At 70.5% G+C, this 26,260-nt stretch carries 21 protein-coding genes; 4 read left to right on the forward strand and 17 right to left on the reverse strand.

Annotation, left to right across the window (positions count from 1 at the left end):
- Positions 1–19: 19 nt before the first annotated feature.
- From T9R20_RS10765 to T9R20_RS10810, 10 genes are all read right to left on the reverse strand, one after another.
- Positions 20–1,111, reverse strand: coding sequence for a UDP-N-acetylglucosamine--N-acetylmuramyl-(pentapeptide) pyrophosphoryl-undecaprenol N-acetylglucosamine transferase (locus T9R20_RS10765; protein WP_322409311.1), 1,092 nt, complete (start codon positions 1,109–1,111; stop codon positions 20–22).
- Positions 1,108–2,331 carry a putative lipid II flippase FtsW gene (gene ftsW / locus T9R20_RS10770; protein ID WP_416182900.1) on the reverse strand — a complete coding sequence of 408 codons (1,224 nt, stop codon included), beginning with the start codon at positions 2,329–2,331 and terminating at the stop codon, positions 1,108–1,110. Before ftsW ends, T9R20_RS10765 begins: the two co-directional genes overlap by 4 nt.
- Positions 2,282–3,844, reverse strand: a complete 1,563-nt coding sequence (murD, locus tag T9R20_RS10775) for a UDP-N-acetylmuramoyl-L-alanine--D-glutamate ligase (protein ID WP_322409312.1) — start codon at positions 3,842–3,844, stop codon at positions 2,282–2,284. The genes ftsW and murD overlap by 50 nt, the downstream gene beginning before the upstream one ends.
- On the reverse strand, positions 3,826–4,938 hold the full coding sequence (mraY, locus tag T9R20_RS10780) for a phospho-N-acetylmuramoyl-pentapeptide-transferase (RefSeq protein WP_322409313.1): 1,113 nt from the start codon (positions 4,936–4,938) through the stop codon (positions 3,826–3,828). Before mraY ends, murD begins: the two co-directional genes overlap by 19 nt.
- Positions 4,935–6,347 carry a UDP-N-acetylmuramoyl-tripeptide--D-alanyl-D-alanine ligase gene (locus tag T9R20_RS10785; RefSeq protein ID WP_322409314.1) on the reverse strand — a complete coding sequence of 471 codons (1,413 nt, stop codon included), beginning with the start codon at positions 6,345–6,347 and terminating at the stop codon, positions 4,935–4,937. The genes mraY and T9R20_RS10785 overlap by 4 nt, the downstream gene beginning before the upstream one ends.
- A gap of 18 nt (positions 6,348–6,365) precedes the next feature.
- Complete coding sequence (locus T9R20_RS10790; RefSeq protein ID WP_322409315.1) at positions 6,366–8,153, reverse strand: penicillin-binding protein 2; 1,788 nt, start codon at positions 8,151–8,153, stop codon at positions 6,366–6,368.
- Between the two features lie 5 nt (positions 8,154–8,158).
- Positions 8,159–8,767, reverse strand: coding sequence for a hypothetical protein (locus T9R20_RS10795; RefSeq protein WP_322409316.1), 609 nt, complete (start codon positions 8,765–8,767; stop codon positions 8,159–8,161).
- On the reverse strand, positions 8,764–9,720 hold the full coding sequence (gene rsmH / locus T9R20_RS10800; protein ID WP_322409317.1) for a 16S rRNA (cytosine(1402)-N(4))-methyltransferase RsmH: 957 nt from the start codon (positions 9,718–9,720) through the stop codon (positions 8,764–8,766). Before rsmH ends, T9R20_RS10795 begins: the two co-directional genes overlap by 4 nt.
- Before the next feature lie 100 nt (positions 9,721–9,820).
- Positions 9,821–10,252 (reverse strand): division/cell wall cluster transcriptional repressor MraZ, encoded by a 432-nt coding sequence (gene mraZ / locus T9R20_RS10805; protein ID WP_322409318.1) that lies wholly within the window; start codon positions 10,250–10,252, stop codon positions 9,821–9,823.
- A gap of 282 nt (positions 10,253–10,534) precedes the next feature.
- Positions 10,535–10,903, reverse strand: a complete 369-nt coding sequence (locus tag T9R20_RS10810; protein ID WP_322409319.1) for a DUF3040 domain-containing protein — start codon at positions 10,901–10,903, stop codon at positions 10,535–10,537.
- Positions 10,904–10,965: 62 nt separating this feature from the next.
- On the opposite strand from T9R20_RS10810, the gene T9R20_RS10815 reads away from it, so the two are divergent.
- Positions 10,966–12,069: a polyprenyl synthetase family protein gene (locus T9R20_RS10815; protein ID WP_322409320.1), complete on the forward strand. Its 1,104-nt coding sequence runs from the start codon at positions 10,966–10,968 to the stop codon at positions 12,067–12,069.
- A 12-nt stretch (positions 12,070–12,081) separates the two neighbouring features.
- Here the strand turns inward: T9R20_RS10815 and T9R20_RS10820 are convergent, their stop codons facing one another.
- Positions 12,082–12,429, reverse strand: a complete 348-nt coding sequence (locus T9R20_RS10820; protein ID WP_322409321.1) for an Rv2175c family DNA-binding protein — start codon at positions 12,427–12,429, stop codon at positions 12,082–12,084.
- A 125-nt stretch (positions 12,430–12,554) separates the two neighbouring features.
- Here T9R20_RS10820 and T9R20_RS10825 point away from each other — a divergent pair, with 125 nt between their 5' ends.
- Both T9R20_RS10825 and pknB read left to right on the forward strand, forming a co-directional pair.
- Positions 12,555–13,604 carry a LysM domain-containing protein gene (locus tag T9R20_RS10825; RefSeq protein ID WP_322409322.1) on the forward strand — a complete coding sequence of 350 codons (1,050 nt, stop codon included), beginning with the start codon at positions 12,555–12,557 and terminating at the stop codon, positions 13,602–13,604.
- A gap of 65 nt (positions 13,605–13,669) precedes the next feature.
- Complete coding sequence (gene pknB, locus T9R20_RS10830; protein ID WP_322409323.1) at positions 13,670–15,610, forward strand: Stk1 family PASTA domain-containing Ser/Thr kinase; 1,941 nt, start codon at positions 13,670–13,672, stop codon at positions 15,608–15,610.
- A gap of 14 nt (positions 15,611–15,624) precedes the next feature.
- Here pknB and T9R20_RS10835 read toward each other — a convergent pair whose 3' ends face one another.
- Genes T9R20_RS10835 through T9R20_RS10845 form a run of 3 tightly spaced genes read right to left on the reverse strand, consistent with a single transcriptional unit; the run spans position 15,625 to position 18,655 of the window.
- A complete protein-coding gene (locus tag T9R20_RS10835; protein WP_322409324.1) occupies positions 15,625–16,962 on the reverse strand; it encodes a class II 3-deoxy-7-phosphoheptulonate synthase in 1,338 nt (445 codons plus the stop codon).
- Positions 16,963–17,014: 52 nt separating this feature from the next.
- Complete coding sequence (locus T9R20_RS10840; RefSeq protein WP_322409325.1) at positions 17,015–17,710, reverse strand: lysophospholipid acyltransferase family protein; 696 nt, start codon at positions 17,708–17,710, stop codon at positions 17,015–17,017.
- 6 nt (positions 17,711–17,716) lie between these two features.
- Positions 17,717–18,655: an ROK family glucokinase gene (locus T9R20_RS10845; RefSeq protein ID WP_322409326.1), complete on the reverse strand. Its 939-nt coding sequence runs from the start codon at positions 18,653–18,655 to the stop codon at positions 17,717–17,719.
- 133 nt (positions 18,656–18,788) lie between these two features.
- On the opposite strand from T9R20_RS10845, the gene T9R20_RS10850 reads away from it, so the two are divergent.
- Positions 18,789–20,615, forward strand: coding sequence for a long-chain fatty acid--CoA ligase (locus tag T9R20_RS10850; protein WP_322409327.1), 1,827 nt, complete (start codon positions 18,789–18,791; stop codon positions 20,613–20,615).
- 64 nt (positions 20,616–20,679) lie between these two features.
- Here T9R20_RS10850 and T9R20_RS10855 read toward each other — a convergent pair whose 3' ends face one another.
- From T9R20_RS10855 to T9R20_RS10865, 3 genes are read right to left on the reverse strand one after another with little or no spacing between them, the layout of a single operon-like run.
- On the reverse strand, positions 20,680–21,171 hold the full coding sequence (locus tag T9R20_RS10855; RefSeq protein WP_322409328.1) for a peptide deformylase: 492 nt from the start codon (positions 21,169–21,171) through the stop codon (positions 20,680–20,682).
- 10 nt (positions 21,172–21,181) lie between these two features.
- Positions 21,182–22,780 carry a MinD/ParA family protein gene (locus tag T9R20_RS10860; protein ID WP_322409329.1) on the reverse strand — a complete coding sequence of 533 codons (1,599 nt, stop codon included), beginning with the start codon at positions 22,778–22,780 and terminating at the stop codon, positions 21,182–21,184.
- 58 nt (positions 22,781–22,838) lie between these two features.
- Positions 22,839–26,246, reverse strand: a complete 3,408-nt coding sequence (locus tag T9R20_RS10865) for a pyruvate carboxylase (RefSeq protein WP_322409330.1) — start codon at positions 26,244–26,246, stop codon at positions 22,839–22,841.
- Between the last annotated feature and the right edge of the window lie 14 nt (positions 26,247–26,260).

A 26,260-nucleotide genomic window follows, 5' to 3' on the forward strand; every position in this document is an offset into this window, starting at 1 on the left:
TCCTCCCGGCGCGCGGAGGTCACCGTCCGAGCGCGAGCGCCTCATCGATGAGAGTGAGGACCGCCTCGCTGCCCGAGCGGGTGCCGACGGTTGCCGCGGCGCGGTGCATCGCGTCCAGGCGCGCCGGGTCCGCGAGGAGCGGAACGACCTCTCGGCGCACCCGCTCGGCGGTGAAGTCGGCGTCGAGGATCAGCGCAGCCGCCCCCGCCGCGACGGCGGACGCGGCGTTCAAGGCCTGTTCGCCGTTGCCGACGGCGTAGGGCACGTACACCGCGGGGATGCCGAGGGCGCTGATCTCGCTGACGGTCGCCGCGCCCGCGCGCGAGACCACGGCGTCGGCCACCGCGAAGGCGAGATCCATCCGATCGACGTAGCGACGCACCGCGTACCCCGGGACGCCGGGATCAGGGGTGGTGCTCCGCTCCCCCGTGACGTGCAGCAGCTGCCAGCCGGCGGCGAGCACGTCCCGCCAGGCGGCGCCGCCGTCCTCGCCGAAGGCCTCGTTCAGCCGCTGCGCGCCGAGCGATCCGCCGAAGACCAGCAGGACGGGGCGCGACGGGTCGAGACCGAACGCCTCAGCCGCCTCCCCCCGGCGCGCGGCGGCGTCGAGATCGACGATCTCGCGGCGCAGCGGCATGCCGACCACCCGCGCCCCGCGCAGCCGCGTGCCGGCGAAGGCGACTCCCACCGCCGCCGCCCGCCGTGCGCCGAGCACATTGGCCAGGCCCGGGCGGGCATTGGCCTCGTGGACGACAGTCGGGATGCGTTCCCGGCGGGCCGCGACGTAGGCCGGCGCGGCGGCGTACCCGCCGAAGCCGACCACCACCTCGACGCTGCGGTCACGGAGGTGGCGACGCACCTGGGCGACCGCCCGCCCGAACCGCTGCGGGAACACCGCCGCGGCACGATCGGGGCGGCGCGGGAAGGGCACCTTGTCGACGAACAGCAGCTCGTAGCCGCGTTGCGGGACGAGCCGTGCCTCCAGTCCCTCCCGGGTTCCGAGGACCAGCACCTCGGCGTCCGGCTCGCGCGCGCGGAGGGCGTCGGCAACCGCCAGCAGCGGATTGACGTGCCCAGCGGTGCCGCCGCCGGCAAGGAGGTAGGTCGTCACCCGACGACACTAACCGCCCGTCTGGGTGGGAGCGAACGCGCGAACGACAGCAGCACCCCCGACGCGACGAGCACCGAGACCAGCGACGTCCCGCCCTGCGACATGAACGGCAGCGGAACCCCGAGAACGGGGAAGACGCGGAGGACGACACCGATGTTGATCAGCGCCTGACCGACCACCCAGACGGTGATCCCGCCGGCGACGATGCGGACGAACGGGTCGTCGGTGCGGCGGATCACATGGAAGGCCCCCACCGCGTAGAGCGCGACGAGACCCAGCACGACGGCGCAGCCGATGAGGCCGAGTTCCTCGCCGACGATGGCGAAGATGTAGTCGTTGGCGGCGGCGGGGAGCCAGTCGTACTTCTCCTTGGAGTTGCCGAGCCCGAGTCCGAACACACCGCCGCCGGCGAGGCCCCACATGCCGTGCAGGGGCTGGTAGCAGTCGTTGAAGTAGTCGTCGAGGCAGTTCGGGTTCAGGAAGCTGAGGAAGCGGCGCATGCGGTCGGGGCTCGTGACCGCGAGCACGGCGACCGCCGCCGCCGCCGCCAGGGCGGGGAGGATGAAGATGCGCAGTCGCACTCCGGAGAAGAAGAGCGCGCCGAGCACGAGGAGCACCAGGATCATCGCGGTGCCCAGATCGCGGCCGGCGAGGACGGTGGCGATCGCGAGGCCGGCGACCGGGACGAGCGGGATGTAGACGTGCCGCCACATCGCCAGCAGGGTGCGCTTGCGGTAGAGGACGTACCCCACCCACAGGGCCAGCGCGAGCTTGAGGAACTCCGAGGGCTGCGCCTGGAACCCGGCGATGGTGATCCAGTTGCGGTTTCCGTCCGCGCCGTGTCCGAGGGGTGTGAAGACCAACAGCTGGAAGGCGACCGCTCCGATGAGCGCCGGCCACGCGATCCGTTTCCAGAACGTGATCGGCAGACGGCTGGCGATGAACATCAGGGGGACGCCGATGACCGCGAAGACCGCCTGCTTCATCGCCGCATCCCAGGGGGCCTGGCCTGCCGCGGTCGACGTGGCGGAGGTGGCGGAGAGCACCATCACCAGGCCGAAGATGGTCAGCAGCAGCGCCGTCGAGGCGATGAGGAGGAATTCGCTCGGCACCGGCGCGAGCACCCGTCCGAGCGAGACCCGGGCCGCCAGCCCGCGCCGCGCGTCGACGTCAGGCGGGCTCGCGGGGGTTCGGGGGGTGCGGGTCTGTGTCGTCGTCACCCTCGTCCCCCCTCTCGATCCATCGCTGCACGGCGGCGGCGAACTTCCTGCCGCGGTCGGCGTAGGAGGAGAACTGATCGAATGATGCCGCGGCGGGGGCGAGGAGGACCACATCCCCGTCACGGGCGACCTGCGCGGCCAGTTCGACCGCCTGCGCCATGACGTCCTCAGTCTCGCCGGGTGTCACCTCGTACACCGGGACGTCCGGCGCGTGTCGCGAGAACGCCGTCACGACCGCCGCGCGGTCCGCGCCGATGACGACGGCTGCGCGCACCTTCGCGGCGACCTGCGAGACCAGCGGGCCGATCTCCACGCCCTTCAGCAGTCCGCCGACGATCCAGACGGCTCCGGGGAAGGCCGAAAGCGACGACGCCGCCGCATGGGGGTTGGTGGCCTTGGAGTCATCCACCCACACGACTCCCCGGTGGGTGGCCACGACCTCGATGCGGTGGGGGTCGAGCCGGAAGGTGCGGAGGGCGTCGCGGATCGCCGCCGGGGGGACATCGAGTGCCCGTGCGAGCGCCGCGGCGGCGAGGATGTTCGCGACCATGTGCGGGGCGGCAAGCCCGCGTTCGGCGAGCTCGGCGACGGTGGTCAGCTCCAGTGCGCTGGTGCGCCGGTCGTCGAGGAAGGCGCGGTCCACGAGGATGCCGTCCACCACCCCGAGGTCGCTCGGCCCCGGGACTCCGAGGTCGAACCCGATCGCGCGCGCGCCTTCGACGACCTCCGCCTCCTCCACCATGGTTCGCGTCGCGACATCGGACTTGTTGTACACGCACGCGACGCGCGTGTTGTCGTACACGTGCGCCTTCGCATCGCGGTAGGCCTCGAAGGATCCGTGCCACTCGAGGTGGTCCTCGGCGAGATTCAGGCACACGCTTCCGTGCGGTGAGACCCGCGACGGTCCGGCCTGGCGTCCGAGGTACCAGAGCTGATGGCTGGAGAGCTCGACGACGAGCACGTCGAAGCCGCCGGGGTCGCGCACGGCGTCGAGCACGGGGGTGCCGATGTTGCCGACCGGGGCGGCGCGCAGCCCGCCGGCGACGAGCATCTCGGCGACGAGCCGGGTCGTCGTCGTCTTGCCGTTCGTCCCCGTCACCAGAACCCAGTCGGCGGGGCTGCCGTCGGAGCGGACCACTTTGTCCCGGACGCGCCACGCAAGCTCCACGTCGCCCCACAGGGGGATTCCGTCCTCGACGCACCACGCGATGATCGGGTGATCCGGAGAAAACCCCGGCGACGCGATGACGACCTCGGGTGCGAAGGCGCGCAGGTCTTCGGGAACCGTGGTGAGGGAGCCGATCACCGCGTCGACGCCGATCACGGGGAGGAGCTTCTCGTACTCGGGCTCGGCCGCCTCGGAGAACACCCGCACGCGGGCGCCGAGTTCGGCGAGCGTGTCGGCCGCGGCGAAGCCCGTCAACGACAGGCCCAGGACCGCGACCCGCAGTCCCGACCAGTCGGCATGCCAGCTCGTGAGGCCGTCCAGGCGGGTCATGTCTGCGAGAGCCATTCGACGTAGAAGAAGCCGACGCCCGAGACGGCGAGGAGCCCGGCGATGATCCACATCCGTACGACGATGGTGATCTCCGACCAGCCGCGCATCTCGAGGTGGTGGTGCAGAGGACTCATGAGGAACAGCCGCTTGCCGCGCGTGATCTTGAAGTAGACCCGCTGCAGGATGACCGACCCCGACGCGATGACGTAGACGCCGGCGACCAGCACCATCAGCAGCTCGGTGCGGGTGAGGATCGCCATGGCGGCGAGCACGCCGCCGATCGCCATCGACCCGACATCCCCCATGAACACCTTCGCCTTCGGGGCGTTCCACCAGAGGAATCCGACGAGGGCACCGACGAACGCGGCCGAGACGATGGCGAGGTCGAAGGGGTCTCGCGTTGCGTAGCAGGCGGAGAGCCCCCCGGGACTCAACTCCCCGCCGCCGAAGCATGCCTGGTTGAACTGCCAGAACGCGATGAGGCTGTAGGCGCCGACGACGAAGATCCCGGCGCCCGCGGCCAGCCCGTCGAGCCCGTCGCTGACGTTCACCGAGTTGGAGGCGGCCACGCCGATGAACGAGATCCAGGCCAGGTACAGCAGCCAGCCGAGGATGGGCCCGAGGGCGAAGAACCACAGCAGCTGCACGTCGCGGAACACCGAGATGTAGGGCGACGCCGGCGTCTCGTTGTAGATGTTGGGGAAGTTCAGCGCGACGATGCCGAACGGCACGGCGACGATGATCTGCCCGACGATCTTGCGCCAGCCGCTCAGGCCGAGACTTCGCTGACTGCGGACCTTCATGAAGTCGTCGATGAAGCCGACGGTGCCGAATCCGACCATCATCCACAGCACCAGCAGGCCCGACACGGTGGGCGGGTTGTTCCCCGCCACCCCGCCGACGAGATAGCCGATGATCGTGCCCGCGATGAAGATCGTGCCGCCCATCGTGGGCGTGCCGCGCTTCTCGCCGTGGCTGGGATTGCGGATGTCATCGGGGGTGCGGATCACCTGACCCCAGCCCCACCTGCGGAACAGGCGCAGGAACACCGGGGTGAGGAAGAGCGTGAAGGCCAGCGAGATCGCCGCGGCGGTCAGGAGGGATCTCACGAGAAGAATTCTCCCAGTCGGTCGCCGAGGAACCTCAGGCCCGCGGAGTTGGATGATTTCACCAGGACGCGGTCGCCGTCGCGCAGCTCGCCGGTGAGGTAGTCGTAGGCCTCGTCGGCCGTGGCGAAGAACACCGCCTCACCGTCCCACGACCCCTCGCCGACGGCGGCGAGGAAGAGGCGGCGGGCCTCGGGGCCGATCACGACGATGCGCTGGATGCCCAGGCGCACGGCCTGCAGTCCGATGCGGTCGTGCTCCTCGCCGGCGTACTCCCCCAGCTCGCTCATCGCCCCGAGGACGGCGACGGTGCGCTCGCCGGGGCCGGTGATCTGCGCGAGGGTCCGCAGCGCCGCCGACATCGAATCGGGGCTGGCGTTGTAGGCGTCGTTGATGATCCGCACGCGCTGCGAGCCGAGGGGCTGCATGCGCCAGCGCTCGGCGAGCTCGACCGTCTCCAGGCGCGCGACCGCGTCGGCCAGCGACACGCCGAGGGCGGTCGCCGCGGCGATCGCGGCGAGGGCGTTCATCACATGATGCTCGCCGAGCACCCGCAGCCGCAGCGGTGCCGACGCGCCGTCGGCGAAGACCGTGCACGACGTGCCGTCGGCTGTCACCTCGACGTCCTCCGCCCGCACGTCCGCTGCTCCCCCGCGGCCGAACCAGCGCACCGAGGCGGGCCTGTCCGCCGCGATCGGCGCCATCTGGGCGACCCGGGGATCGTCGGCGTTGAGCACCGCCACGCCGCCGGGGCGCAGCGCATGGACGAGCTCGGACTTGGCCCGGAAGGTGCCCTCGATCCCGCCGAATCCGCCGGCGTGGGCCATCCCGACCATGAGCACGACGGAGATGTCGGGGTGGACGAGCCCGGCCAGGGCCGCGATCGCACCGGGACCGCTGGCTCCGAACTCGCTCACCAGGAACCGGGTGCCCTCGGTCACCCGCAGCATCGTCAGCGGCGCCCCGACCTCGTTGTTGTACGAGGCGCGGGGGGCGACGGTCTCGCCCTCGTCCTGCAGGATGCGCGCCAGGAGGTTCTTCGTCGTGGTCTTGCCGTTGGAGCCGGTGATCCCGACGACCTTCAGCGCGCCCCGGGCGCGCACGCGCGCGACCACCTCGCGGGCGAGGTCGGCGAGGGCGGCGACCGCGTCGGGCACGACGATCTGGGTGATCGGCTCGTCGACCGGGTGCTCGACGATGGCGAGCACGGCTCCGGCCGTGCGGGCCGCGGGGACGAACAGGTGGCCGTCAGTGGTCTCGCCGGGTTTGGCGACGAAGATGTCGCCGGGTCCGACCACACGCGAGTCGGTGTCGACACGGCCCGACACCTCGGTGTCGAGGGTGTCGTCGCCGACGAGCAGGAGGTCTCCGCCGAGCGTCTGGGCGATGTGGTGCAGGGAGAGGGAGATCATGTGTCAGAGGGGAGGTCGTCAGCCGAATTTCGGCAGGACAGGCGGTTCCGTCGTGGACGGCATGACCCGGTAGGTCTTGAGCACCTGCGTCATCGCCTGCTGGAATGCCGCGGCGTTGGCCACAGACGACTTTACCTTGGTGGGCTCATCCAGCGTCACGGCGACGACGTACTGCGGATCGTCGGCGGGCGCGAACCCGATCATGGTCGTGAAGTAGGCCCCGCTCTTGTAGCCCCCCGTGACCGGGTCGGACTTCTCGCCCGTGCCGGTCTTCACCGCGATGCGATAGCCCGGCACGGCGATCTCGTCGGCGTAGTTGGCCTGCAGTGCGACGTTCTCGAGGATCTGCTGCACCTGGGTCGCGGTGTCCTCGCTCACCACGCGGACCGGCTCGGGGGCGTCGGCGGTGGTCACGGTGCCGTCGGCTGCGGTGCAGCCCTCCACGAGCGTCAGCGGGACACGCTCGCCGTCGTTGGCGATCGCCCCGTAGGCGCCGACGAGTTCGGGGAGGGTCGTGGTGAGGCCCTGGCCGTACGTGGTGTTGTACACGGTCTGGTTGTCCCACTCGGCGGCGGGCCGCAAGAGACCCGTCTGCTCGCCGGGGAACTCCACCGCGCTTCCGGCCCCCACGCCGAAGCGCTGCAGATAGTCGTACCGCGTCTGCGGGTCCACGCTCTCGCTGATGCGCGAGATCGCCGCATTGGAGGAGTCGATGAGGACGCCGGTGAGGGTGTAGTTGTAGGCGGGGTGGACGAACGAGTCGCGCACGCGCGCGCCGTTGGCGAAGGTCTCGGTGCTGGCGGCGACCACGGTCGACTGGGCGTTCTGTCCCCCGGCGTCGATCACCGTGGCGGCCGTCAGCGCCTTGAAGGTCGAGCCGGGTTCGAACCAGTCCGTGAAGATCCGGCTCCTGCGGTCGTCGTCGGGCGAGGCGGCGACGTTGTTCGGGTCGACCGCCGGGAATTCCGCCGCCGCCCGGATCTTGCCCGTGCCGACCTCGGTGACCATGATCGACCCGCTCAGCGCCCCCATGTCCTGCACCTGCTCGGCGATCAGCTGCATGAGATACCACTGCAGATCCCGGTCGATCGTCAGCTGCAGCGTCCCGCCGTCCACCGCGGGATCCTCGACCTCGGTACCGGGGATGATCACGCCGTCCTTGCCACGCTGGAATCGGAGCTGTCCGTCGGTGGCGGTGAGGCAGTCGTCCTCGCTGAGTTCGAGCCCCGCGAGGGGCACCTCGTCGGTGCCCATGAACCCGATCAGGTTCCCCGCGACCGCGCCGTCGGGGTAGGTCCGCGCGGGATGCTGCTCGAAGGTCAGGTAGGGCAGTTCCAGGTCGGCCAAGGCCCGGTACTGCTCCGTGGAGATCCCGCGCTGGACGAACTCGTACTGGTCTGCCGGATCGGCGGCCAGGGCCGACGCGACGATCCGCTGGATCTCGTCGGCCTCCTGACCGGTGACCGAGCCGATCAGTCCCGACGCCTCGGGCCAGGTCAGGGTGCTCTCGACGTCGTCCTCGCCCGCACGGGTGATGTCGCCGGTGTTCTTCGGGTCGATCACCACGTCGTAGCGCAGGATGCTTCCGGCGAGGGTGTTGCCCGAAGCATCCGTGATGGCCCCCCGCGAGCCGTGCAGGTCGCGGGATCCGCTGAACGCCCACTCGAGGGAGTCCTCGATGTGCTCGTCGGCATTGACGACCTGGATGTCGACGAGACGGACGATGAAGCCGACGAGGACCGCCAGCACGACGGCCAGCGCGACCACCGTGCGGCGGCGAGGACTGCGGCTTGCTCGGGTGGTCATTGCTCTCAGTGTGTGGCGGGGGTCGGCAGAGTGTCGGCTACCGGCGGCGGCGTGTCGGAGAGCCCGGCGCCGGTCGTGGCCACCGGGGCTCCCTGGATCGTGGCGTCGGGCTCGGTCACGAGTGGTCGGTCGGCGATGAGGTCGTTGGCGACCGATCCGCGACCGAGCGCATCGATCGAGGCCCCGCCCTCCGCGGCGATCCCCGCACCCAGCACCGCGCCGTCGCTGAGCCGGAGGTAGTTCGGCGATTCCTCGATGACCATGCCGAGTGCGGCCGCGTTCGCAGCGAGGTACTGGGGGGAGCTGAGCCCGGCGACATCGTCGGAGAGCATCTGCCGCTCCCACTGCAACTCGCTCTGCTGCTGGGTCAGGGACGAGATCTCGTAGGAGCCCTGCGTGGTGAGGATCGACAGCATCATCTGCGCGCTGGCGATCGCGAGGGAGGCGACGACGGCGACCACGCCGTAGGCGAGCCGGGGCCTGCGGCGCGACCGCGGGACGGCCTGCTCGACCGGGCGGAGCCGGCGCTCGGGGGTGCCCCCCGGGGAGCCGGGGCGCGCGATGCGCCGTCCGGCGGGTGAGTTCACAGGGGCAGCGATCAGGGGGGCGCTCATGCCGCGGCCTCTCTCACTCGTTCGACGGCACGCAGCCGCACAGGGGTGGCGCGAGGGTTCCGCGCCTTCTCGTCGGCATCCGCCTGCTCGGCTCCCCGCACCAGGAGCCGGAAGCGGGCGGCGTGGTCGGGAAGCTCGACCGGGAGCCCCGGCGGGGAGGTGGATGCCACGGCGTCGGCGAAGACGCGCTTGACCAGGCGGTCCTCGAGCGACTGGTACGACAGCACGACCATCCGGCCGCCGACCCGCAGCTGATCGAGGGCCGCGGGGATCGCCGCGTCCAGCGCGGCGAGTTCGGCATTGACCTCGATCCGCAGGGCCTGGAACACGCGCTTCGCCGGGTGCCCGGTCCGCTGCGCGGCGTAGGGCGTGGCGCGCGTGAGGATGTCCACGAGCTGACCGGAGCGCTCGATGGGGCCCTCGGCGCGCGCGGCCACGATGGCCCGCGCGTAGCGACCGGCCAGCTTCTCTTCGCCGTAGCGCTCAAAGATCCGCCGCAGCTGACCCTCGCTGAACGTCGCGACCACGTCGGCGGCGGTGACCCCGGTGGACTGGTCCATCCGCATGTCGAGGGGCGAATCACGCGAGTAGGCGAATCCCCGATCGACCTCGTCCAGCTGAAGGGAGGAGACCCCGAGGTCGAAGAGGATGCCGTGCACCGCGTCGACCCCGACGCTCTCGAGGGCGGCCTCGATCCCGTCGTAGACGGTGTGGACCAGCTCGACCCGGTCGCCGAACGGTGCCAGACGCTCACCCGCGATCCGCAGGGCGTCGAGGTCGCGATCGAGCCCGACCAGGCGGAGGCCCGGGAAGCGCTCCAGGAACGCCTCGCTGTGGCCGCCCATCCCGAGGGTCGCGTCGACGAAGACGGCACCCGGCACCTCGAGGGCGGGGGCGAGCAGCTCGAGGCAGCGCTCGAGAAGGACGGGGGTGTGGATGTCGCGGAGATCCATGATCGTGGGCCGGTCCCCCGGCTCTGATCCCCATCCGCTTCGACCTGGCGCCGGGGAAGTGCGACAGGGCGGCAGCGGCTGGGAGTCACAGCCGGGGGCATCAGAAGAGGCCGGGGATCACCTCCTGCTCCATCTCGGAGTAGCTGTCCTCATTCGCCAGGGCGTACGCGTTCCACGCCTCGGCGTCCCAGATCTCGGCGTGCGCACCGACACCGGTGACGACGAGGTCCTTCTCGAGTCCGGCATAGGCGCGCAACGGAGGCGGGATGGTGATGCGGTTCTGACCGTCCGGCTTCTCCGCACTCGCTCCCGACAGGAACATCCGCAGGAAGTCCCGCGCCTGCTTGTTGCTCAGCGGCGCCTCGCGGATGCGGTCGTGCACCCGCTCGAACTCGCTCTCGCTGAAAACGTAGAGGCACCGCTCCTGACCGCGGGTGATGACGATGCCGGCGCCGAGGTCATCCCGGAACTTCGCCGGCAGGATCACCCGGCCCTTGTCGTCGAGCTTGGGAGTGTGCGTGCCCAGCAGCATCGGCGCACCACCCCCTTCTTCGTCCGGCCCTCGAAGATGCTCGCCACTTTACTCCACTTTCCTCCACTTTGATACCCCTAGGCCTCGACAACCCGCGATTTTCTGCGGTTGATGGGCGCATGTTCACCCCTCCGCCCACCGGAGCGATCGTGCGCTGTCCGCGGGGAGGAGAGGTGGCGGGGAGGGAAGTGGAGGGGAGGACGCGGAGGGCGCCGGGCACGAAAAAGAGCACCGACCCGAAGGTCGGTGCTCTGAAAGCGGATGCCGGCGGTCAGCCGGTGATCATCGTTCGCCCTGTCGGCGGTCCCAGCGATCGTTCATGCGATCCATGAACGATCCACCGGCGGCGGGGCGCCCGGAGGCGGTCTTCACGGGGCGCGGTGCGGTCTTCGGTGCACCCCGAGCGGGGGTCACGGCGAGGATGACGCCACCCAGCATCACCACGAACGCAATCACTCCGACGACGATGAGCTTCAGCGCGACACCGGCGATGAGGCCACCGAGGCCCAGCAGCACGAGGATCGTGCCGTAGACGATGTTGCGATAGCTGAGGGCGCGCCCTTCGCGCGCGCTGACCACGTCGGCGTCGTTTCGCATGAGATGGCGTTCCATCTCATCGAGCAGACGCTGCTCCTGTTCGGAGAGTGGCATGGGTCCCCCTCTGGATCCGGTTGGACGATTCTACGCGTCCCGCTGATTACTAGGCTAGGGCCGTGTCATCTTCCGCGGGCGCCGTAGAGGCTGTTTCTCAGCGACTGAACAACTTCCTTGCACGTCAGCGTGCCCAGGCGAAGGAGCTCGGCGACGAGGCGGCGATCATCATCGACGCCGCGGACGATGCGCTGACCGGCGGCAAGCGCTTGCGGGGCCGTTTCCTCATCGCGGGATGGCGCGCGGTCAACGAGGCGCAGTCACGTGCGAGCGAGCCGCCCTCGCCGGTGATCGGAGCGGCGGCGGCGCTCGAGGTCTTCCACGCCGCGGCTCTCGTCCACGACGACGTCATCGACAACTCCGACACCCGCCGCGGCCGCCCCTCCGCCCATCGCGCGCTCGAGACGAGGCATCGCTCTCTGGGATGGCGCGGCGACGCCGCCGCCTTCGGCCGGTCGGGCGCCATCCTGCTCGGCGATCTGCTGGTCGCCTGGAGCGACGACCTCTTCGAGGAATCCCTCGCCGAGTTGGACCGCGCGGAGGATGCCGCGGCCGCGACCGCGCGCGAGGAGTACGCGCGCATGCGTCGCGAGGTCACGGTCGGCCAGTTCCTCGACATCGCCGAGGAGTCTGCCTTCCGGGTCGCGCCGGACGAGGAGCACGCCGATCGGGCGCTGCGGGTGGCGTCGTTCAAATCCGCGCGCTACAGCATCCAGCAGCCCCTCGTCATCGGCGCCGCCCTCGCCGGTGGTGCCGATGATCAGCGCGCCGCCCTCGCCGCGTTCGGCCACCCCCTGGGCATGGCCTTCCAGCTCCGCGACGACGTGCTCGGGGTCTTCGGGGATTCCGCCGAGACCGGCAAGCCCGCCGGTGACGACCTGCGCGAGGGCAAACGGACCGTCCTGATCGCCTACGCCCGCGAGGCCATCGGTGCGTCGGCGCGGCGGATCGTCGACGAGCTGATCGGCGACCCCGACCTGGACGACGAGCAGATCGGCTCGCTCCAGCGCACGATCATCGACAGCGGAGCGCTGGCTCGCGTCGAAACGCTGATCGAGGAGTACTCGCGGGAAGCCGCCCGCGCACTGTCGGGGGCCGATCTCGGGCACGGCGCCGTCAACGACCTGCGCGAACTGGCCCGGGCGGCGACCGTTCGCGTCGCCTGATCGAGCGCACACTCAGGCGAGGGTCTGCGCGACCCGCCGCACCTCGCTCTTCCGGCCGGCGCGAAGCGCCTCGATGGGTGCGACGCCGATGGACTCCTCGGGGCTCAGCAACCAGTCGATCGCCTCGTCGTCGCTGAAGCCGGCGTCGCCGAGCACGATGACCGTGCCGCGCAGGGATGCCAGCGGCTTGCCGTCGACGATGAACACGGCCGGCACCGCGAGGGCGCCGTGCCGACGGGAGCCGACGAGGGCGCGGTCGTCGAGGAGGCGACGGACCCGCCCGAGCGGGAGGTCGAGCTGCTCGACGAGTTCGGGAAGGGTGAGCCAGTCGGTTGCTGCAGGTGCGTCGTTCTCCGCCACGGAGCAACTATCTCACCCTGACCGACATGAGGACATCCTCATCTGTCACATCCGTCACTTTCGTTGACACTGATGTACACACGTGACACGGTGTCTCGGGGAGAAGCCCCGCAGAGAGGACCGCCATGTCTCGCTCACACCCCGTCCGGCGTACCACGGTCCGCCTCGGCCTTCCCGCGACCGCTCTCGGCGCCCTCGCGGTGGCGATGCTGCCGGCACCCGCCGTCGCCGCACCGGAGGCCGCACCCCTGATCCGAGACCGTGCCGAGCGGACGGCGTCCGGCGATGCCGCCCGGTTGCTCTCCGCCGTATCCGAAGCCGTGTCCGCGCACGCCGCCGCGCCCGACACCGTGGTCGTCCAGCCCGGCGACACGGTCAGCGCGATCGCCTCCCGCCATGGTCTGCGCACCACCGACGTCCTGGCCCTCAACGGGCTCGGGTGGAGCAGTCTCATCCACCCCGGCCAGGTGATCCGCCTGACGGGTGCCGCCGCCGCATCCACCGCCCCCAGCGCACCGGCGGCTCCCAGTGCGCCGGCGAGCACTTCCACGACGGGGTACACGGTCGTGGCCGGCGACACGATCAGCGCGATCGCTCGCCGACACGGGGTGTCGACCCGGTCGGTCCTGGACGCCAACGGGCTGCAGTCCTCCTCGATCATCTACCCCGGGCAGGCGATCGCCATCCCGGTGGCGGGCACTGCGGCACCCGCGGCCGCGCCCGCTGCGGCACCTGCCCCCGCTCCCGTCCCGGCGGCGGAGACGGTGACCCTCGACGACGAGCAGATCGGCAACGTCCGGACCATCATCGCGGTGGGCCGCGAACTCGGCGTCTCCGACCGGGGCATCGCGATCGCCCTCGGCACCTCGATGGTCGAGTCGTGGCTCCGCAATCTCGACTGGGGCGACCGCGACTCGCTGGGGCTGTTCCAGCAGCGGCCGAGCACCGGGTGGGGTAGCGCGGACGAGGTCCGGGACCCGGTTCGGGCGACCAAGGCGTTCTTCGGCGGCCCCTCGGATCCGAACGGCTCGCGCACCCGCGGGCTGCTCGACGTCGCGGGGTGGGAGTCGATGTCTTTCGCCGGCGCCGCGCAGGCCGTGCAGATCTCGGCGTTCCCTGATCGCTATGCGAAGTGGGAGGCGCCCGCCTACGCGTGGCTCGCCACCTACGGGTGATCCGGTCTGAACGCCGGGGTGAGCCGCTCCGCTGGCTCCCACCTCGCCGTCCGTAGACTCTGATCGTGAGCACGAGTCAGCAGGCCGACCCGCTGATCGGACGTCTCGTCGACGGCCGATACCGGGTCCGCGCGCGCATCGCGCGCGGCGGCATGGCGACCGTGTACGTGGCCACAGACCTGCGGTTGGAACGCCGCATCGCCCTGAAGGTGATGCACGGCCACCTCAGCGACGACTCCGTCTTCCAGAGCCGCTTCATCCAGGAGGCCCGCGCCGCCGCGAGGCTCGCCGACCCGCACGTGGTCAACGTCTTCGACCAGGGCCAGGACGGCGACATGGCGTACCTCGTCATGGAGTACCTGCCGGGGATCACGCTGCGCGAGCTGATGCGCGAGCAGCGTCGCCTGACGATCCCCCAGACGATCACGATCATGGACGCGGTGCTGTCAGGCCTGGCCGCAGCCCACCGCGCCGGCATCATCCACCGCGACGTCAAGCCCGAGAACGTGCTCCTCGCCGAGGACGGCCGCATCAAGATCGGCGACTTCGGACTGGCGCGCGCAGCGACGGCCAACACCGCCAGCGGGGCACAGCTTCTCGGCACGATCGCCTACCTCGCCCCCGAGCTCGTCACCCGAGGCGTCGCCGACGCCCGCTCCGACATCTACGCCCTCGGCATCATGCTCTACGAGATGCTGGTGGGAGAGCAGCCCTACAAGGGCGAGCAGCCGATGCAGATCGCCTTTCAGCACGCGACCGATTCGGTGCCGCGCCCGAGCGCGAAGAACCCCGGCGTGCCCGAGCAGCTCGACGAGCTCGTCCTGTGGTCGACGGAGAAGAATCCCGACGAGCGTCCGGTCGACGCCCGCGAGATGCTCGATCGGCTGCGGGAGATCGAACGGCAGCTCGGCGTCGCGCCGCAGGTCACCCGCACGGCCGGACGCGGCGTCCCCGACGATGACGGGCTGCCCTCCGGAGAGCTGACCCAGGTGCTGCCCGCCGCGGCGACCGGCCCCGCCGCCATCGTCGGCGACACCGACAACGCCGCGCGGCTGCGTCAGGTCACCCGCCGCCGTGCCGTTCGCGGAGGCTGGCTGCTCGCTCTGGTCGTAATTCTGGCCGCCCTGGCCGCCGGCGTCGGCTGGTGGTTCGGGTCCGGCCCCGGATCCCTCGTGGCGGTGCCTGATGTCCGCGGCGTCACCTTCGCCGAAGCCCAGACCACCCTCGGCGAGCAGTCCCTGCGTGCCGAGGAGCGCGGTGAGAACAGCATCGACGTGGAGACGGGCCTGGTGATCGAGACCGATCCCCCGGCCGGGTCGCGCCTCGACAAGGATGCACTGGTCACGGTCATCGTCTCGCTGGGGCCTGCCGAGGTCGCACTCGGCCGGGTGGTCGACCTCCCCGCCGAGCAGGTGCGCGATCAGCTGGCGCAGAACGTCATCACCACGCGAGCGGACGCGGAATTCTTCACCGATGCGCCCGCCGGAACCGTGGTCGGCATGCGGATCCATCCCCGCGCCGGCGGGGACGACATCGACTGCGGCGAGGGCTGCACGGCCCGCCAGGCCGACGAGGCGACGCTGCTCGTCTCACGCGGCCCGGTGCCGAATGTCGCGGGCGAGTCCGTCGACTCCGCCCGCTCCGAGCTCGGCGGCGTCCAGCTCGCGGTGGCCGATCAGGTCATCGAGCAGTCGAGCGAGTCCTACGCCGCCGGCGAGGTGATCGGCATCGCCGATCGCGAGGACGGCGGCTGGTGGCAGCCCGGTGACACGGTGACCCTGATCGTCTCGACCGGTCCCCCGCTGTTCGAGATCCCCGACGTGGTCGGACAGACCCGCGACGGAGCGATCGCGACCCTCGAGGACGCCGGCTTCCAGGTGGACTACGCGGTCTTCTTCGCCGCCATCCCCGACTCCCTGACCGAGGTGGTCAGCATGGACCCCGGCGCCGGGGAGTTCGTCGTCCGCGGCACGCGGATCTACATCCAACTCACCGTCACCGGCTGACACCGACCCCGGTCTCAGCGCTTCTCGAGCTCCTCGGCCACGAGGAACGCCAGCTCCAGGCTCTGCATGTGGTTCAGACGCGGGTCGCACAGCGATTCGTAGCGCGTCGCGAGGGTCGCCTCGTCGATCATCTCCGACCCGCCGAGGCACTCGGTGACATCGTCGCCGGTGAGCTCGACGTGGATGCCGCCGGGGAATGTCCCCACCGCGCGGTGCGCCTCGAAGAAGCCGCGGACCTCGTCGACGACGTCGTCGAACCGCCGCGTCTTGTATCCGGTGGGGGTGGTGATGCCATTGCCGTGCATCGGATCGGTGACCCACAGCGGCATCGCCCCGGAGTCGCGCACGGCCTCGAGCAGGGGCGGCAGTGCGTCCCGGATCTTGCCGGCGCCCATGCGCGTGATGAAGGTCAGCCGGCCGGGCTCGCGATCGGGGTCGAGCTTGTCGATGAGGGCGAGGGCCGTCTCGGGGGTCGTGGACGGGCCGAGCTTGACGCCGATGGGATTGCGGATGCGGGAGAAGTAGTCGATGTGCGCGCCGTCGAGGTCGCGCGTGCGCTCCCCCACCCACACGAAGTGGGCGGAGGTGTTGTAGGGCGTTCCGGTGCGCGAATCGATCCGCGTCATCGGGCGCTCGTAGTCCATGAGCAGACCCTCGTGACCGGTGTAGAACTCCACGCGCTTGAGCTCGTCGAAGTCGGCCCCCGCCGCCTCCATGAACTTGATGGCGCGGTCGATCTCCCCCGCGAGGCGCTCGTACTGCTGGTTGGCCGGGTTCTTCGCGAATCCCTGGTTCCAGCTGTGAACCTCGCGCAGATCGGCGAACCCGCCCTGGGTGAAGGCTCGGATGAGGTTGATGGTCGACGCGGCCGTGTGGTACCCCTTCAGCAGGCGCGCCGGGTCGGCCTTGCGCGACTCCTCGGTGAAGTCGAACCCGTTGACGATGTCGCCGCGGTAGGCCGGCAGCGTCACCTCGCCGCGGGTCTCGGTGTCGCTCGAGCGCGGCTTGGCGAACTGCCCCGCCATGCGCCCCATCTTCACCACCGGCATCGACGCGCCGTACGTGAGGACGACAGCCATCTGCAGCACGGTCTTGATGCGGTTGCGGATCTGCTCCGCCGTGGCACCCGCGAAGGTCTCGGCGCAGTCTCCCCCCTGCAGCAGGAAGGCCTGCCCGGCGGCTGCGCGGCCGAGACGCTCACGCAGCATGTCGACCTCACCGGCGAAGACGAGGGGCGGAAGGGTGGCCAGCTCCGCGGAGGCCGCCGCCGCGGCGTCGACGTCGTACCACTGGGGCTGCTGCTTGATGGGCAGGGAACGCCAGTGATCGAGACCGTCGAGGGGAGCGAGCATCCGATCAGTCTAGCGACGCCGCCCCTCGCTCCGGTGCGCGGCCACGGGGTTGTTACGCCGCTCGGCCCCGGGGCTTCAAGCGGTCCTTGACGGTGGAGGCGTAGACATCCTCGTACTCCTGCTCCCCCAGTCGCTGGAGGGCGACCATGATCTCGTCGGTGATCGAGCGCAGGATGTAGCGATCGCCCTCCATGCCCGCGAAGCGGGAGAAGTCCAACGGTTCGCCGATGACGACGCCGACCCGTGCGACGCGCGGGACGCGCGTGCCGATCGGCATCATCGTGTCGGTGTCGACCATGACCACCGGCACGACCGGGACCCGCGCCTCCAGCGCCATGCGGGCGAGGCCCGTGCGGCCGCGGTACAGCTTGCCGTCGGGGCTGCGCGTGCCTTCGGGATAGATCCCGAGGAGGTCACCGCGGCCCAGGACCTGCAGGCCCGTGTTCAGCGATGCCTCGGAGGCCTTCCCCCCGGACCTGTCGATCGGGATCTGGCCCGTGGCCTTGAAGAAGACGCGGGTCGCCCAGCCCTTGAGGCCCCGGCCGGTGAAGTAGTCGCTCTTGGCCAGGAACGACATCGGCCGGTCGATCATCAGCGGCAGGAAGATCGAGTCCGCGAAGGACAGGTGGTTGCTCGCGAGGATCGCCGCACCCTCGGCGGGGACGTTCCGACGACCGACGACCCAGGGTCGGAAGATCGCCTTGAGGATGGGTCCGATGACGACGTACTTCATCAGCCAGTAGAACATCGACGTTCACGCCTCCCGGCCGGCGAGGTCGGCGACGCCGATGAGGCCGGCGTCGTTGCCGAGTCGGGCGATGGCGAAATCGGCCACCGGACGCTCCCCGTACCCGGGGAGCGAGGTCTCGTAGGCCAGGCGCACCGGTTCGAGCAGGATGTCGCCGAGCTGGGCCACTCCCCCGCCGATGACGAAGAGCTCCGGATCGAGGACCGCCTGGAACCCTCCGCAGGCTTCGCCCAGCGCCGTCGCCACCCGCCGCAGTGCCTCGAGGGCGCCGGGGTCGCCGGCCAGGATCAGGTCGGAGATGGCGTGACCGGTCAGCGTGCCGCCGTGCGCGGCGCGGGCCTGGGCGAGAGCCTCGCCGATGCCGCCCGCGTCGGCGAGCGCCCCTGCCTCGCGTTGCAGGGCGCGCCCCGAGGCGTACTGCTCGAGGCATCCGTTCTGTCCGCACCCGCACGGCAGGCCGTTGCGGGTGAAGCGGATGTGTCCGAGCTCGCCGGCGATCCCGTGACCGCCGTGGAACATCCGACCGCCGATGATGACGGCGCCTCCGACGCCTGTGCCCATCGTCAGCATCACCATGTCGTCGACCTCGGCGCCCGCACCGAACCGGAACTCCGCCCACCCGGCGGCGTTGGCGTCGTTCTCGATGGTCACGGGGCGCCCGATCCCCGCCTCGAGGACGGCTTTGAGGGGTTCGTTGCGCCACGCGATGTTAGGAGCATGGATGACGGTGGCCTGCGCCTTGTCGATGAAGCCTGCGGCGGCGACCCCCACGGCGACGGCGCCGTGCCGATCGATGTAGGACCGGGCCATCTCGATGACGGCGGCCGCGAGAGCGTCGGTGTCGGCGGGGGTGTCCACGCGTCCTTTGTCGAGGATGCGACCGTCCTGGTCGACGACACCTCCGGCGATCTTCGTCCCGCCGATGTCGATCCCGACTGTGAGCACGCGCATCCCTTCCGTCCGGGCCTCGCCCGAGGAGGCGGATCGAGTCTAGTCGCGGGCCCGCTCGCCACACGGCCCGATATGCCTCGACTAGAATCTGAGGACACCCGACCGAATCGGTACCGAAGGAGTTGCCGTGATCCAATTCGATGTTCCGGCCGTGGTCCCCGCCGACCCCGACGCCAACATCAGCGATTTGCTCGTGGAGCGTGTGAAGGCGACCCCCGAACGCCCGCTCTTCGCCGTCCCCGAGAAGGACGGGTGGCGGGACATCACCGGCGCCCAGTTCCACGCGCAGGTCATCGCGCTGGCCAAGGGCCTGATCGCCGCCGGCGTCGAGCCGGGCGACAAGATCGCGTTCATCGCCCGGACGACCTACGACTGGACCCTCGTCGACTTCGCTATCTTCTTCGCCGGAGCGGTGATGGTGCCGATCTACGAGACGAGCTCCGCCGCGCAGATCTCCTGGATCCTCGCCGACTCCGGGGCCGTCGGCGTCATCGCCGAATCCGCCGAGCACGCCGGCCGCGTCGCCGAGGTCAAGGCCGAGCTCCCGCTGGTGCGTTCGGTGTGGCAGATGCACTCCGGCGACCTCGACACCCTCGTCGCCCAGGGCAGGGACGTGTCCGACGAAGAGGTCGAGCGTCGCCGCAACCTCGCCGTCGGCGCCGACATCGCCACCCTCATCTACACCTCGGGGTCGACGGGGCGCCCCAAGGGATGCGTCCTCACCCACAGCAACTTTGTCGAGCTCGCCCGCAACTCCGCGGTCGCTCTGAACGAAGTCGTGCAGACGCCCGGGGCATCCACTCTGCTGTTCATCACGACCGCACACGTCTTCGCGCGCTTCATCTCCATCCTCAACGTCCACGCGGGCGTCAAGACCGGGCATCAGCCCGACACCAAGCAGCTGCTGCCCGCACTCGGATCGTTCCAGCCGACGTTCCTCCTGGCGGTGCCGCGGGTGTTCGAGAAGGTCTACAACTCGGCCGAGCAGAAGGCGGAGGCCGGGGGCAAGGGGAAGATCTTCCGCGCCGCGGCCCACGCGGCGATCGAGCACTCCGCTCTGCTGCAGGACGGGAAGAAGATCCCGCTCGGCCTCCGGCTGAAGTTCCGCCTGTTCGACCGCCTGGTCTACAGCAAGCTGCGGGCTGCGATGGGCGGACGCGTCACCTACGCGGTATCGGGCTCCGCGCCGCTGGGCGAGCGTCTCGGGCACTTCTTCCACAGCCTGGGCGTGGTCATCCTCGAGGGCTACGGTCTCACCGAGACCACGGCGCCCGCCACGGTGAACCTCGCGACGAAGTCGAAGATCGGCACTGTCGGTCCGGCACTGCCGGGGGTCAGCGTCCGGCTCGCCGACGACGGCGAGATCGAGGTGCGCGGCATCAACGTCTTCAAGGAGTACTGGCGCAACCCCGAGGCCACGGCCGCCGCGTTCGACGGCGACTGGTTCAAGACCGGCGACATCGGCACGTTCGACACCGAGGGGTTCCTCAAGATCACCGGCCGCAAGAAGGAGATCATCGTCACCGCCGGCGGCAAGAACGTCGCGCCCGCCGCACTCGAAGACCCGATCCGAGCCAACCCCATCGTCGGGCAGGTGGTCGTCGTCGGCGATCAAAAGCCGTTCATCTCGGCGCTGATCACGCTCGACCCCGAGATGCTGCCGACGTGGTTGGCCAACAACGGCCTTCCGGGCGACATGTCGCTGGCCGACGCGGCGAAGAACGACAAGGTCCGCGCCGAAGTGCAGCGGGCCGTCGACACCGCCAACGCCACCGTTTCGCGTGCGGAATCCATCCGGAAGTTCACGATCCTGCCGTCGGAGTGGACGGAGGCCAGCGGCCACCTCACGCCGAAGATGAGCATCAAGCGTCACACGATCGTGTCCGACTTCCGTGGCGAGATCGACGAGATCTACTCCGCACCCGTGAACACCACGAACGTCTCGATCCCCTGACGTCCGAGTGCCGATCTGACACGAGCCGGATCAACGACGCTGCGCGGCATTGATCCGGCTCGTGTCAGAACCAGTCGGACTCGCGGACCTCGCGCATCGCGATCTTCCGGTCGTCGGGGCGGAGCCGCGACAGGTAGAGCATGCCGTCGAGGTGGTCGGTCTCATGCTGGAGCGCCTGGGCGAGAAGGCCCTCGCCCTCGATGACGCGTTCGGCGCCGTCGAGGTCGATGCCACGGACCCGGGCGTAGGGATGACGCATCGCGTCGTGCCACAGGCCCGGCACCGACAGGCATCCCTCCCCCGTCGGGACGGGCTCGCCCGAGACCTCTTCGAGGACGGGGTTCAAGATGTATCCGATGTCGCCGTCGATGTTCCAGCTGAACGCCCGCAGCGGCACGCCGATCTGCGGGGCGGCGACGCCGGCGCGCCCGGGGAGCTCGACAGTGTCGATCAGGTCCTGCACCAGCGCACGGATTCCATCGTCGATCTCGGTGATGGGCGCGCTGGGCGCGCGGAGGACAGGGTCGCCGAACAGGCGGATGGGTCGAACCGTCATCGGACCGCGCTCACGCGGCCGGGGCGAGGGAGCGCAGCCCCTCGACGACGGTCGCCGCCAGCTCGCGCGCGGCGAGACGCGTGGCGGGCTGCAGGTCGCGGAACGTGATGGCGCTCCCCGCCGCGATCTGCGGATCGAACGGCATGCGGATCACCTGGCGCACCCGGCTGCGGAAGTGCGTCTCGAGCTCGTCGGGCCGCACCACCGGGGGCCCCGGGCGGGAGTTGTTCAGCACGACGACGGCGTTCTTCACGTGCTCGGCGTACCCGTTGGTCTCGAGCCACGTCAGGGTCTCGGACGCCAGACGCGCCTCGTCGACGCTGAGGCCCGCCACCACGACGATCTGATCGGCGAGCTCGAGCGTGGCCCCCATGACCGAGTGCACGATGCCGGTGCCGGTGTCGGTCAGAACGATCGAGTAGTAGTGCGCCGCGAGAGTGGCCACGTCGTGGTAGTCGCGGTCGCTGAACGCCTCCGAGACCCGGGGGTCTGCGTCGGAGGCGAGCACGTCCAGTCGCGTCTCGTCGCGCGCGACGATCTGCGAGATGTCGTTGTAGCCGGTCACTTCGGCGCGGGCGCGCGCGAGGTCGCGGACCGTCTTGCCGTTCGCGCGGGCGATGCGCTCGGCCAGCGTCCCTCGATCGGGGTTGGCGTCGACGGCGATGACACGATCGTCGCGGGCGTCGGCGAGAGCCATGCCGAGCAGTGTCGTGATGGTCGTCTTGCCGACTCCTCCCTTCCGCGAGAGGACCGGCACGAAGCGCGCGCCGCCGGTGAGGGGCACGCCGATGCGACGGTCGAGTTCCTTCCGCGCCCGTGCGCGCTTGCTGTCGCCCAGATTCACCCGCCGTCCGGTCAGCGAGTACACCAGGTGGCGCCACACGCCCTCGGGTTCGGGACGGACGAGGTGACGCTGATCGAGGAGGCGGTCGGGAGTCAGCAGATCGGAGGTCTCGCGGGTTCCCTCGAACTCGCCGAGACGCTTGGAGGTCAGCTCCAGGTCGTTGCGCGTCGTCACCCGTTCAGCCGAGTGAGCGCGAGACGGGCGCTCGGGCTGATCGGGATGCTGCAGCTGCCACCGTGTCGCGGGGACCGAACCGGTGCGGGTGGTCGGCGGCGCCGTGTCGGAACCGACCGCAGCGGTCGCCGCGGCGACCGCGGAGACGCCGGTGACCGTGGCCGCGGCCGGAGTGTCTTCGGGGGCGTCCTCGACGACGTCGGCATCCACGTGATCCGGGTGCGGGGAATCGGCGGGCACGTCGACGGCGTCCTGCGCCGGGTGTCCGTCCTCCTCGACGATCTCGGCCTCGGCGGTCTCGGCCGGCGGCTCGATCGCGACCGGCTCGCCGACCGGCGAGGCCGCCTCTGCTCCATCCGGCTCGCCGATCTCGAGGGCCGGGATCTCGTCGCGAGGCTGCGGCACCTCGTCGTCCACGACGTCCTCGTCGTCGAGGGCGTCTTCGTCGGTCGGGGAGGGGAGGATGACGCTGACCTGGGCGGTCTGACCGCCCAGGACTCCGAGAGCAGTCGTGTCGATGCTCACGGTGTCGGGGAGGACGCCGTTCTCATCGTCGTCCTCGGGCGTTTCATCGAAGGCGTCGGGCGTCACTGGGGGTCTCCTGGAACAGGCACATCACTGCGCACTCACGGTGAGGCGCCGTTCCAGGCTAGTGCGCGGGGCGGATGACGACCAAAAGGTCGCCCGCCTCGACCTGTGCGGTCGGGGCGATCGCGATGCGCTCGACGACGCCGTCGACGGGGGCGGTGATGGCCGCCTCCATCTTCATCGCCTCGATCGACGCGATCGGCTGCCCCGCCGTCACGGTGGCATCGACCTCGGTCTTGACCGTGACCACCCCGGCGAAGGGCGCGGCCACCTGGCCCGGCCGCGACGTGTCGGCGCGCTCGGCCTGGCGGGTCTCGACGCTGATGCTGCGATCGCGCACGTACACGGGGCGGAGCTGTCCGTTCAGCGTGGTCATGACGGTGCGCATGCCCTTGGCGTCCGCCTCGCCGATGGCCTCCAGGCCCACGTAGAGCTGGACGCCGGGATCGATCTCGGCGACGTGCTCTTCGCCCGGGGTGAGTCCGTAGAGGTAGTCGGGGGTCCCCAGGGTCGACAGATCTCCGAAGGTCTCGCGGGCCTTCTCGAATTCGCGCGCCGGCCCGGGGAAGAGGAGCCGGTTGAGGGTCCGCCGCCGCGACGCGGCGTCGCCGGCCAGCCCCGCCGTCTCCTCCGGCGTCAGGGGCGGGATCTCGATCGACACGTTCCGGCCGGCGAGCACCTTCGTGCGGAAGGGTTCGGGCCAGCCGCCGGGGAGGTCGCCCAGCTCACCGGCCATGAAACCGACGACCGAGTCGGGGATGTCGTAGTTCTGGGGGTTCTCGGCGAAGTCGGCGGGGTCGGCCTTGGCCGCCACGAGCGCGAGGGCGAGATCGCCCACGACCTTCGAGGACGGTGTCACCTTGGGGATGCGTCCGAGGATGCGGTCCGCGGCGGCGTACATGTCCTCGATGAGCTCGAAGTCGTCGGCGAGGCCCAGTGCGATGGCCTGCTGACGCAGGTTCGAGAGCTGACCACCGGGGATCTCGTGGTGGTACACGCGGCCGGTGGGGCCGGCCAGGCCCGACTCGAAGGGGCGGTAGAGGTGCCGCACCCCCTCCCAGTAGGGCTCGAGGTCGCTCACGGCCTGGAGGTCGATGCCGGTGTCGCGCTCGGTGTGCGCCAGCGCCGCGACCAGGGCCGACAGCGAGGGCTGACTGGTCGTGCCGGCCAGAGGCGCGGCGGCCGCGTCGACGGCGTCGACCCCGGCCGCGCTCGCGGCCAGCAGCGTCGCCAGCTGTCCCCCGGCGGTGTCGTGGGTATGCAGGTGCACCGGGAGGTCGAACCGCTCGCGAAGGGCCGTCACGAGGCGTGCGGCCGCGGCGGGGCGCAGGAGCCCGGCCATGTCCTTGATCGCGAGGATGTGCGCGCCCGAGGCGACGATCTGATCGGCGAGGCGCAGGTAGTAGTCCAGCGTGTACAGCTGCTCTGCGGGGTCGAGGAGGTCGCCGGTGTAGCAGACCGCGACCTCGGCGACGGCGGTCCCGGTGTCGAGGACCGAGCGGATGGCGGGGACCATCTGGTCGACGTCGTTGAGGGCGTCGAAGATGCGGAAGATGTCCACGCCCGTCGAGGCGGCCTCGCGGACGAAGGCGTCGGTGACCTCGACCGGTCTCGGCGTGTAGCCGACGGTGTTGCGGCCGCGCAGCAGCATCTGGATCGGGATGTTGGGGACGGCGCCGCGCACCGCCGCGAGACGCTCCCACGGATCCTCGGCGAGGAACCGCAGCGCCACGTCGTAGGTCGCCCCACCCCAGGCCTCGATCGACAGCAGCTCGGGAGTCATCCTCGCCACGTGCGGCGCGCAGCGGACGAGGTCCCGCGTGCGCACCCGGGTCGCCAGAAGTGACTGATGCGCATCGCGGTAGGTCGTCTCGGTCACCGCCAACGGCGTCTGCTCCCGGAGGGCACGGGCGAAACCCGCGGGACCCAGCTCGCGCAGACGCTGGAGGTTGCCCGGGGGCGCCGGGGCGAGCAGGTCGATGTCGGGGAGCTTGCTCCCCGGCGACACCGACACCGGCTTCTCGCCGTAGGGCCGGTTCACCGTGACATCGGCCAGCCAGTTCAGCAGCTTGGTCGCGCGGTCTCGCGACGGGTGGCTGGTGAGCAGGCGAGGACGCTCTTCGATGAACGCGGTGCTCAGATCCCCTGCCACGAACGCGGGGTCGTCGAGCACGGCGCGCAGGAACGGGATGTTGGTGGCGACACCGCGGATGCGGAATTCCGCCAGGGCACGCCGGGCGCGCGCGACGGCGGCGGGGTAGTCACGCCCTCGACAGGTGAGCTTGGCCAGCATCGAGTCGAAGTGGGGGCTGATCTGCGAGCCCGCTGCCGTCGTCCCGCCGTCCAGTCGGATGCCGGCGCCGCCGGGCGAACGGTAGGTGGTGATCCTGCCGGTGTCGGGACGGAACCCCTGGGAGGGGTCCTCGGTGGTGATGCGGCACTGCAGGGCGGCGCCGCGCAGCACGATGCGATCCTGCGAAAGACCCAGGTCGTCCAGGCTCTCCCCCGCGGCGATCCGCATCTGGGACTGGACGAGGTCGACGTCCGTCACCTCCTCGGTGACGGTGTGCTCGACCTGGATGCGGGGGTTCATCTCGATGAAGACATGCTGGCCCGCCCGCTCCCCCGCCGTGTCGACCAGGAACTCGACGGTGCCGGCGTTGACGTAGCCGATCGACTCGGTGAAGGCCACCGCGTCGCGGTGGATGCGCTGACGCAGATCGTCGTCGAGGTTCGGTGCGGGGGCGATCTCGATGACCTTCTGATGGCGGCGCTGCACCGAGCAGTCGCGCTCGAAGAGGTGGACGGTGTGCCCCGTGGCATCCGCGAGGATCTGCACCTCGATATGCCGCGGCCGGACGACCGCCTGCTCGAGGAAGACGCGCGGGTCGCCGAAGGCGGCACCGGCCTCGCGCATCGCCTCGGCGATCGCGGGGGGCAGTTCGGCCGCGCTCTCCACGCGGCGCATTCCGCGGCCTCCGCCGCCGGCGACGGCCTTGACGAAGATGGGGAACCCGATGTCGGCAGCCTGCGACACCAGTTCCTCGACGTCGTCGGAGGCCTCGGTCGAGCGCAGCACCGGCACCCCGGCTGCCACGGCATGCTCCTTGGCGGTCACCTTGTTCCCGGCCATCGCGAGAGCCCGGGCGGGAGGCCCGATGAAGGTGATGCCGTTCTCGGCGGCGCGGGAGGCCAGCTCGGGGTTCTCGGAGAGGAATCCGTAGCCCGGATAGATCGCGTCGGCACCGGATTCCAGCGCGACCCGGATGATCTCGTCGACGTCGAGATAGGCGCGCACCGGGTGACCCGGCTCACCGATGACATAGGACTCGTCGGCCTTCTGCCGGTGCAGCGAACCGCGGTCTTCGAAGGGGAAGACCGCGACGGTGCGGGCTCCCAGCTCGTAGGCGGCGCGGAAGGCGCGGATCGCGATTTCACCGCGATTGGCGACCAGGATCTTCTCGAACATGCACACCTCGCGGT

This window comes from Microbacterium invictum, from assembly GCF_034421375.1.
GTDB classification, from domain to species: domain Bacteria; phylum Actinomycetota; class Actinomycetes; order Actinomycetales; family Microbacteriaceae; genus Microbacterium; species Microbacterium invictum_A.